This window comes from Falsirhodobacter sp. 20TX0035 (assembly GCF_028307215.1).
Lineage (GTDB): Bacteria > Pseudomonadota > Alphaproteobacteria > Rhodobacterales > Rhodobacteraceae > Falsirhodobacter.
Genome location: NZ_JAQMHV010000026.1, coordinates 1 through 8375, shown reverse-complemented (window position 1 = coordinate 8375; position 8375 = coordinate 1). Strand labels below are relative to the sequence as shown.

Genomic DNA, 8375 nt, shown 5'->3' with positions numbered 1-8375 from the left:
GAAATTGCCCGTGCCCATCATGGCCTCCTTGCCTCAAAGTTAGCGAAGAAGGCGTCCACGAAACATGGGGCTATTCAGGGATGGCGGGAGGTGGAGCGTGACCCCGATGCGGATCCTGATCGGCTGCGAGACGAGCGGCACCATGCGCCGCGCCTTCGCCGCGCGCGGGCATGACGTCTGGTCCTGCGACCTCCTGCCGGCTGACGACGGGAGCAACCGCCACATCATGGGCGATGTGCGGGATCACCTGAATGATGGCTGGGATATGCTGATCGTGGCGCACCCGCCCTGCACCCGCTTGTGCAACAGCGGAGTGCGCTGGCTGAGCGCCCCGCCCCGCGGGCGGACGCTGGACGAGATGTGGGCGGAACTGGCGGAAGGTGCTGACCTGTTCGCTGCTTGCTGGAAGGCTCCGGTGTCGCGGATCGCGGTCGAGAACCCGATCATGCACAAGCATGCCAAGGCCCTCATGCCGGCCGACCTGCCCCGCCCCCAGATCGTCCAGCCGTGGTGGTTCGGGGAACCCTACTTCAAGGCCACGGGCTTCTACCTGCGCGGCCTGCCGCAGCTGGTTGCGGCCAACCGCCTGACCCCACCGCGCAAGGCCGAGGATCCGGCTCGCCACGCCGCCTGGTCCAAGATCCACCGCGCCAGCCCCGGCCCCGATCGCTGGAAGCTGCGCAGCGCAACCTTCCCCGGTGTGGCCGCCGCCTGCGCCGAACAGTGGTCGCCCATGATCGAGGACATGGCAGCGTAATGGGACAGCACGACCTCCAGATGCTTTACGCCAGCGAGCGCAGCGCCGCGCGCCTGCTGGACATGAAGCCGACCGAGTTCCGGGCGCTGGTCGATGCTGGCGCTTTGCCCCGCCCGGTCAAGATCGCCGGCGCGGTGGAGCGTTGGCGGGTTCAGGACCTTGACGCTATTCTACAGGGTACGAAGCCCAAGCCAAACGAGGAATTCGACCTTTGAAGAAGGGCTCCAAACCATACGTCCAGATGAAGCTATCCGGGGGCCGCTTGATCCCGCACTATCGCCTGACATGGATGCAGGACGGCAAGCGGCGAGAGAAGTTCATCCGCCTGCCTGAAGACATGGACTCGCCAGAGTTCGACCGCGCCTACTGGGCGATCCGGAGTGGGGCGAGCCCTGTCCTTGCCAAACCAGCGAAGGATACGTGGAAGGATCTGGTCACAGCCTATCGCGGCCATACCAAATTCACACGCTTGGCTGAGGGCACCCGACGGAGCTACGACCGTGTGCTGAACGACATCGTGGAGAAGAACGGGAGCAAGTCCGTCTCCAGCCTGACCAGAGCCCACGTCCGCGCACTGCATGCGAAGTATGCCGCCACGCCACGCAAAGCCGATTGGATGGTGCAGGTGCTGAGCCTGCTCCTGAACTTTGCAGCGAAGACCTTGGACTGGAAGGTCGAGAATGTCGCCGAGGGCATCGAACTTCACGGCAAGCAGCGGGAGTTCGAGCCATGGCCCGAATGGATGATCGCTAAGCTCTCCGAAGCTCCGGCCATCGTCAGCACAGCGGCCGAACTGATTCTGGGCACGGGGCAGCGCCCAAATGCGGCCATCCTCATGCGGCACGACCACTTCCGTGGGGAATGGATGGAGGTGATGGACGAGAAGACCGACCAACGGATCGAGGTCTTCAGTCCGCCAAGCCTCCGCGCGCACGTCGCGGCAGTCCCAAAGCAGGGCGCCTTCGTGCTGGCGAAGAACCTTACGGAGCCGAAGGGATACGATACGGTCGAGAAGGCCTTCCGTGCATGGCGCAAACAGTTAGGCGAGCGCGCGAAGCCCTACTCCCTGCATGGCCTTAGAAAGCTGGCGATCGTTCGACTGGCGGAGGCGGGATGCACAGATGCGCAGATCCAAGCCATCACGAACCAGAGCCCTGAAATGGTGGCGTTCTACCGGCAGCGCGCGAGCCGCAAGCGCCTGTCCAAAGCAGCGCAGATGCTGGTGGAACAGAACAAGCCCAAAACGTGAAGTGGGAATTTGATGTGGGAATTCGCCAAACGAGAACCATTTCGCTTGGCTGTCATGTCGCCGGATTAGCCAGTCAAAACAGGGTGGTGCCCGAGGCGAGACTCGAACTCGCAAGCCTTGCGGCGGAGGATTTTGAATCCCCTGCGTCTACCATTCCACCACTCGGGCCCGCTGTTCGTCTACGCGCTTCACGGGGCGGGGTCAATATTCCACCGATCACGACGGATTGGGTTTTGCGCGGGCCGTCTTCACCTTATGGTCGCGCAAAAAGCGGAAGGTGACGCATGGCAAAATTTTGGGCAACGCTGGCGGCAGCCGGCTCGGGGGCGCTGCTGCTGGGGGCGCTGGCGTTTGAATATATCGGCGGCCTTCCTCCCTGCCACCTGTGCATGTATCAGCGCTATCCGCACGTCGCGGCCCTCGTGATTGGTGCGCTCGTTTGGCCGCTGCCCCGGCGCTGGCTGATGGCGCTCGGCGCCCTCGCCCCGGCCGCCAGCGCCGCCGTCGCCATCTTCCATACGGGGGTGGAGCGGAAGTGGTGGGCGGGCCCGACCAGCTGCACCGGATCGGGCAACGCGCTGTCGGGCATGTCGGGCGCAGACCTTTTGTCCACCGACGCGCCCGTTCATCTGGTCATGTGCGATCAGGTGGCCTGGTCGATGCTGGGGCTGTCGATGGCGTCCTGGAACGCCATCGCCTCGCTGGTTCTGGTCGTCTTGTGGATCAAGGCGTGGCGGTCAGCAAAGCCGCGCGTATTCCTGTAAAGCAAAACGGTCCGTCATCCCGGCGACGTAGTCGGCCACGTGGCGGGCCCGCTGCGTCTCGTCATCGCCCAGCCCGCTGCGCCATTCGGCGGGCAGCATGGACGCGTCAGCCATGAAGGTGCGGAACAGCGCGTCCACGGCCTCCGTCACCCGGGCGCGTTCCTTCATCACCGAAGGCGCGCGATACATGCGGGTAAACAGGAAGCTGCGGATCGCCTTCAACTCCTGATACAGGGGTTTGGAGAAACGGATCACCGTCTGCTCCATCGCGCGGATGTCGTCGACCGACTGCGGTCTGGCCGCCTCCAGCCGCACCTGCGCCACATGGATCACGTCTTCCACCATCCGGCCGAACACGCGGCGCAGCGCCTCGTGCCGGCGGCGCATCGGCTCCAGCCCCGGATACAGCTTGTCCACCGCCTCGAAGGCCGGCGCGGTGACGGGCAACGCCATCAGGTCATTCTCGTCGAACAGGCCGGATCGCAGCCCGTCATGCAGGTCGTGATGGGAATAGGCCACGTCGTCGGCGATGGCCGCCACCTGCGCCTCGGCGCTGGCGAAGGTGTGCAGCTCCAGATCCCATTGGGCGTTCGCCTCGGCCAGCGCATGGGGCAGAACACCCGTCACGGGACCGTTGTGCTTGGCGATGCCCTCCAGCGCTTCCCAGGTCAGGTTCAACCCGTCGAACTCGGCGTAATGCCGTTCCAGCTTCGTCACGATCCGCATGGCCTGCGCGTTGTGGTCGAACCCGCCATAGGGCTCCATCAGCCGTTGCAGCGCGTCCTCTCCGGTATGGCCGAAGGGGGTGTGTCCCAGATCGTGGGCCAGCGCGATCGCCTCGGCCAGATCCGTGTTCAGGCCCAGCACGCCGGCGATCGTGCGCGCGACCTGCGCCACCTCGATCGAGTGGGTCAGCCGGGTGCGGTAGTAATCGCCCTCATGCTCCACGAAGACCTGCGTCTTGTGCTTCAGCCGACGGAACGCCGAGGAGTGGATGATCCGGTCGCGATCCCGCTGGAAGGGGGACCGGAACGAGGAGAGGTCTTCGCCATGCAGCCGTCCGCGCGATTGGGACGGCTGGCAGGCATAGGGGGCCAACATGTTTTCGCCTGTTCTTGTTCGCAGTTTTCCTGCATCCTATATGGGTTGCACGACAGATTTTGCACGGAATTTTCCGATGGACCTGAACCTTCCCCCCCGCGTGACGGACCGCGCCTTTGCCCGCCTTGCCGAAATCGCCGAAGGGTCGGGCGAAGCCCGCGCCCTGCGCGTGGCGGTGGAAGGCGGCGGCTGCTCGGGCTTTCAGTACGATATCAAGCTGGACGATCCCACGGACGACGATCTGGTGATCGAAAAGGACGGGGCGAAGGTGCTGGTGGACAGCATCTCGCTGCCCTTCCTGTCGAACGCCGTGATCGACTTCACCGAGGAGCTGATCGGCGCGCGCTTCGTGATCCAGAACCCGAACGCCTCCAGCTCCTGCGGGTGCGGGATCAGCTTCTCGATGTGATTGCATCGGGCGGCACCGCCCCGTAGGAACGTCCGGAAAAAAGGGGGCCGCCATGAAGATCGCCACGTTCAACATCAACGGCGTCAAGGCGCGGATCGAGGCGCTTCTGGCCTGGCTGGACGAGGCGAAGCCCGACGTCGTCCTGCTGCAGGAAATCAAGTCCACGGACGAGACGTTCCCGCGTGAGCTGATCGAGGACAAGGGCTACCGCGTGGAAACCCACGGCCAGAAAGGCTTCAACGGCGTGGCCATCCTGTCCCGCCTGCCGCTGGAGGACGTGGTTCGCGGCCTGCCCGGCGACGACGCCGACGAACAAAGCCGCTGGATCGAGGCGACGGTGATCGGCAACCGCGCCATTCGCGTCTGCGGGCTGTACCTGCCCAACGGCAACCCCGCCCCCGGCCCGAAATACGACTACAAGCTGGCCTGGATGGCCCGGATGGAAGCGCGGGTGGCCGAACTGCTGGCGGCCGAGGAGCCAGTGCTATTCGCCGGTGACTACAACGTGATCCCGCAGCCCGAAGATGCCGCCAAGCCCGAGGCGTGGACCGAGGACGCGCTGTTCCTGCCCGCCACCCGCACCGCCTTCCGCCGCATCGTGAACCTGGGCTTGACGGACGCGTTCCGGGCGCGGGTGCAGGGTCCGGGGCATTATTCCTTCTGGGATTATCAGGCACAGTCCTGGCCCCGCAACAACGGCATCCGCATCGATCACCTGCTGCTGTCACCGCAGGCGGCCGACCTGATGACGGACGTGGCCATCGACCGCGACGTGCGCGGCGGCGAAAAGCCGTCCGATCACGTCCCCGTCTGGATCGAGCTGGACGCCTGAACGGCGTCGTAGCCGTAGATCCAGTCGAACCGCCGCATCGGGGCCTCGGGCGCCAGCCGCCCGCCAATGCGCATTCCGGCATGGGCCAGCATCGCCGCAGCGCCCGACAGGTGATAGATGCGCGCGTTCCCCGCGGCGGTCTGCACGATCCGGCGGCACCGCTCCTGCCGCAGGGCCTGATACCGTTCCCCCCGATCCCCCGCGATCAGGCAGCGGGACAGGATCCACGCATCCTCCAGCGCCATGTTCGCGCCCTGCGCCATGAAGGGCAGCGTCGGATGCGCCGCATCCCCGGCCAGGATCAGCCCGTCGCCATGCCAGCGCTCCGCCACCGGATGCAGGAACAGGCCCCAGAGCCAGGGCCGCTCCACCTTCTCCAGCCAGCCGCGCACGCGGGGGCCGAAGCCGGCGAAGGCGCGCTGCAGATCGTCGCTATCGTCGCGTGCGGTCCAGCTTTCCTCGGCCCACTCCGTACGCTCCTCCACCGCGACGATGTTGCGGAACGCCCCCCCGCGCAGAGGATAGCTGACAAGGTGCCGCCCCGGCCCCATATGCACCTCGGACACGGCGTCCGAGTTCGTGTCGGGAATCACCGCCCGCCACGCCACATGCCCGGTGAAGGCCGCGGGCACGGCGCCGTTCAGGGTCACGCGGCTGTGCGAATGCAGCCCGTCCGCGCCGATCGTCAGGCCGTCCGGCTCCCCGACCTCGCCCAGCCGCAGCTCGGCCCCGGCCTCCACCGCGCCGCGCGCCAGCAGGTCGATCAGATCGGCCCGGTGGAACAGGTGCCAGTAGCGGCCACCCAGATCCATGCGCAGCACGCGGGCCCCTCGCTGGTCCCGCAGCTCCACCGCCTGCCCCCGCAGCGACATGTCGCCCGCGTTCAGGCCAAGGGCCCGCAGCACCCGCGCACCGTTCGGCCCGATCTGCAGCCCCGCGCCCACATCGGCCAGCACCGGCGCGCGTTCGAACACGGTCACGCGCCAGCCCTCTAGCGCCAGCGCCCGTGCGGCGGCCAGCCCCGCCACGCCCGCGCCCAAGATGGTGATGCTGTTCATGGCCGTCCCTTTCATGCAAACGCCGGACCCGAAGGCCCGGCGCGCTGCCGTTGTGCCGATCCGCGCTCAGTCGTCGCGGTGCACCTTTTCCCGACGCTCGTGACGCTCCTGCGCCTCCAGCGTCATCGTGGCGGTGGGACGCGCGTCCAGACGGCGAAGCGAGATCGGCTCCCCCGTCATCTCGCAATAGCCGTATTCGCCATTCTCGATCCGGCGCAGGGCGGAGTCGATCTTGGCCACCAGCTTGCGCTGACGGTCCCGCGTCCGCAGCTCCAGCGCCCGGTCCGTCTCTTCCGAGGCGCGGTCGGCGATGTCGGGCACGTTGCGGCCCGAATCCTGAAGGCCCTCGATGGTGGTCGCGCTCAACTCCAGAAGTTCGGCCTTCCAGTTCAACAACTTGCGCCGGAAATATTCCAGCTGCCGATCGTTCATGAAGGGTTCCGAGTCGCCGGGACGGTAATCGTCGGTAAGAAAGATTTCTGCTCTCATGGCTGCCTTTCCGCAGTCCGGGCCCTCGTAGGACGTGGGTCGTGGCCCGGCACTCCCTTTCCCGCGTTCGCATACATCGCCCGATCCGCCTTGTCACCCGTTTCAACGGCGGCCGCCCCAGAAACACCGGGACGCCGCCGCAACAGTGGGCGATATCGCACGGATTCAAGGCAGTTTTACGACATCCTCCGGTGCAGGAGGGATCGCATCTCCCCTTGGCCTTCCCGCCAAAACCTTTATCCTGACGGGGATGGTGCGCGATCCGCCCTGACGACCTGCAGAAAGCCACCCCCATGCGAGTTCTCCCGTTCCTCCTGTGCCTGTGTCTGGCCGCCTGCGCCTCCGCCCCCGTGGTAGAGCGGGAGGTGCCACCGATCCCGCCGCTGACCGATCCGCTGCCCCCGATGAAGCGGTTCGGCGCGCCCGATCCCCTTCCCGTCCTGCGCAGCAACGCCGAGATGGCGCGCGATTTCCTCGACCTCAGCTTTGCCATGGAAAGCGGCGCCGCCCTGCCGGTGATGAGCCGCTTCGAAGGCCCGATCACCGTCGCCCTGCGCGGCCCCGCGCCCGCCACGGCCCCGTCCGATCTGGACCGCGTGCTGGCCCGCATGCGGGCCGAGGCGAAGCTGAACATCCGCCGCGTGTCCGGCCCTGCCAAGGTCGTGATCGAATTCGTGCCCACGAGGGACCTTCACGGGATCGCGCCGGCCGCCGCCTGCTTTGTCGTGCCCAACATCGGCTCCTTCGCCGATTACCGCGCGAACCTCCGCAATCCCGATCTGGACTGGTCGCGCCTGACCGAACGCCATCAGGCCGCGATCTTCATCCCGTCCGACGAAAGCCCGCAGGAAATCCGCGACTGCCTGAACGAGGAGTTGGCCCAGTCTGTCGGCCCCCTGAACGACCTTTACCGGATCCCGGACACGATCTTCAACGACGACAACTTCCTCAGCGTGCTGACCGGCTTCGACATGCTGATGCTGCGGATCTACAACGCGCCCGAGATGCGCACCGCCATGACGCGCGAGGAAGCGGCCCGCGTGGTGCCGACGCTTCTGCGCCGGTATAACCCCAAGGGCGACTTCTCGGTCCCGCTGGGCGACAGCCGCACGCCCCGCGCGTGGAACCGCGCGATCGAGACAGCCTTCGGCCCCGACGGTTCGGACCGCACCCGTCTCGCCGCCGCGCAGCGCGCGCTGCGCATCGCCGCCGACCGGCAATGGGCCGACGCGCGCATGGGCTTCAGCTGGTTCGCGGTCGCGCGCCTCAGCCTCGACAGCGATGTGGCGATGGCGCTGGAAGGCTTTCTTCAGGCCGCCCGCGTCTACCGCACCCTGCCCGATCAGGACGTGCGCGCGGCCCATGTGGACATGCAGATGGCGGCCTTCGCCCTGTCCTCCGGGCAGACGGACGCGGCGCTGCTGCTGACCGAGGTGGCGATCCCCGCAGCCCGTCAGGCCGAGAATGCGGGCCTTCTGTCCACGCTGCTGCTGATTCGGTCCGAGGCGCTGCGCCTGCAGGGCGACACCAAGGCCGCAAAGGCCCTGCGGCGCGAAAGCCTCGGCTGGGGCCGCTACGGGTTCAAGAACGACGCCGACGTGGGGGGGGGGGGGGGGGGGGGGGGGGGGGGGGGGGGGGGCGGCGGGGGGGGGGGCGGGGGGGGGGGGGGGGGGCGGGGCGGTGCACGTGGCGGCACAACACAAAAAAAAATAGTTA

The 8375-nt window shown here is 66.9% G+C and carries 10 protein-coding genes and 1 tRNA gene; 7 read left to right on the top strand and 4 right to left on the bottom strand.

Going from position 1 to position 8375, the window contains the following annotated elements; translation table 11 throughout:
• Positions 1 to 106 precede the first annotated feature (106 nt).
• Genes PIJ50_RS16160 through PIJ50_RS16150 form a run of 3 tightly spaced genes read left to right on the top strand, consistent with a single transcriptional unit; the run spans position 107 to position 2006 of the window.
• Positions 107 to 757 (top strand): hypothetical protein, encoded by a 651-nt coding sequence (locus PIJ50_RS16160; protein ID WP_271976620.1) that lies wholly within the window; start codon positions 107 to 109, stop codon positions 755 to 757.
• A gap of 20 nt (positions 758 to 777) precedes the next feature.
• Positions 778 to 972 carry a helix-turn-helix transcriptional regulator gene (locus tag PIJ50_RS16155; protein WP_271976617.1) on the top strand — a complete coding sequence of 65 codons (195 nt, stop codon included), beginning with the start codon at positions 778 to 780 and terminating at the stop codon, positions 970 to 972.
• The gene (locus PIJ50_RS16150; protein WP_271976616.1) at positions 969 to 2006 is read left to right on the top strand and encodes a tyrosine-type recombinase/integrase; all 1038 of its coding nucleotides are present in this window, start codon (positions 969 to 971) and stop codon (positions 2004 to 2006) included. The genes PIJ50_RS16155 and PIJ50_RS16150 overlap by 4 nt, the downstream gene beginning before the upstream one ends.
• An 84-nt stretch (positions 2007 to 2090) precedes the next feature.
• Here PIJ50_RS16150 and PIJ50_RS16145 read toward each other — a convergent pair.
• A tRNA-Leu gene (locus PIJ50_RS16145) sits at positions 2091 to 2174 on the bottom strand.
• A 116-nt stretch (positions 2175 to 2290) separates the two neighbouring features.
• Between PIJ50_RS16145 and PIJ50_RS16140 the strand changes: the two genes are divergently transcribed.
• Positions 2291 to 2770: a disulfide bond formation protein B gene (locus PIJ50_RS16140; RefSeq protein WP_271976615.1), complete on the top strand. Its 480-nt coding sequence runs from the start codon at positions 2291 to 2293 to the stop codon at positions 2768 to 2770.
• On the opposite strand, the gene PIJ50_RS16135 is transcribed toward PIJ50_RS16140, so the two are convergent.
• Positions 2744 to 3871, bottom strand: coding sequence for a deoxyguanosinetriphosphate triphosphohydrolase (locus tag PIJ50_RS16135; protein WP_271976614.1), 1128 nt, complete (start codon positions 3869 to 3871; stop codon positions 2744 to 2746). The genes PIJ50_RS16140 and PIJ50_RS16135 overlap by 27 nt on opposite strands.
• A gap of 82 nt (positions 3872 to 3953) precedes the next feature.
• On the opposite strand from PIJ50_RS16135, the gene erpA reads away from it, so the two are divergent.
• Together erpA and xth are read left to right on the top strand one after the other, a co-directional pair.
• The gene (gene erpA / locus PIJ50_RS16130; RefSeq protein ID WP_271976619.1) at positions 3954 to 4280 is read left to right on the top strand and encodes an iron-sulfur cluster insertion protein ErpA; all 327 of its coding nucleotides are present in this window, start codon (positions 3954 to 3956) and stop codon (positions 4278 to 4280) included.
• A 52-nt stretch (positions 4281 to 4332) separates the two neighbouring features.
• The gene (gene xth, locus PIJ50_RS16125) at positions 4333 to 5112 is read left to right on the top strand and encodes an exodeoxyribonuclease III (protein WP_271976612.1); all 780 of its coding nucleotides are present in this window, start codon (positions 4333 to 4335) and stop codon (positions 5110 to 5112) included.
• Here xth and PIJ50_RS16120 read toward each other — a convergent pair.
• On the bottom strand, positions 5079 to 6170 hold the full coding sequence (locus PIJ50_RS16120; protein ID WP_271976611.1) for an FAD-dependent oxidoreductase: 1092 nt from the start codon (positions 6168 to 6170) through the stop codon (positions 5079 to 5081). The two genes, xth and PIJ50_RS16120, sit on opposite strands and share 34 nt — an antisense overlap.
• 66 nt (positions 6171 to 6236) lie before the next feature.
• A complete protein-coding gene (gene dksA, locus PIJ50_RS16115; protein ID WP_271976610.1) occupies positions 6237 to 6659 on the bottom strand; it encodes an RNA polymerase-binding protein DksA in 423 nt (140 codons plus the stop codon).
• 293 nt (positions 6660 to 6952) lie between these two features.
• Between dksA and PIJ50_RS16110 the strand changes: the two genes are divergently transcribed.
• Positions 6953 to 8375: DUF2927 domain-containing protein (locus PIJ50_RS16110; protein ID WP_271976609.1), on the top strand; the 1423-nt coding region annotated here is incomplete at its 3' end.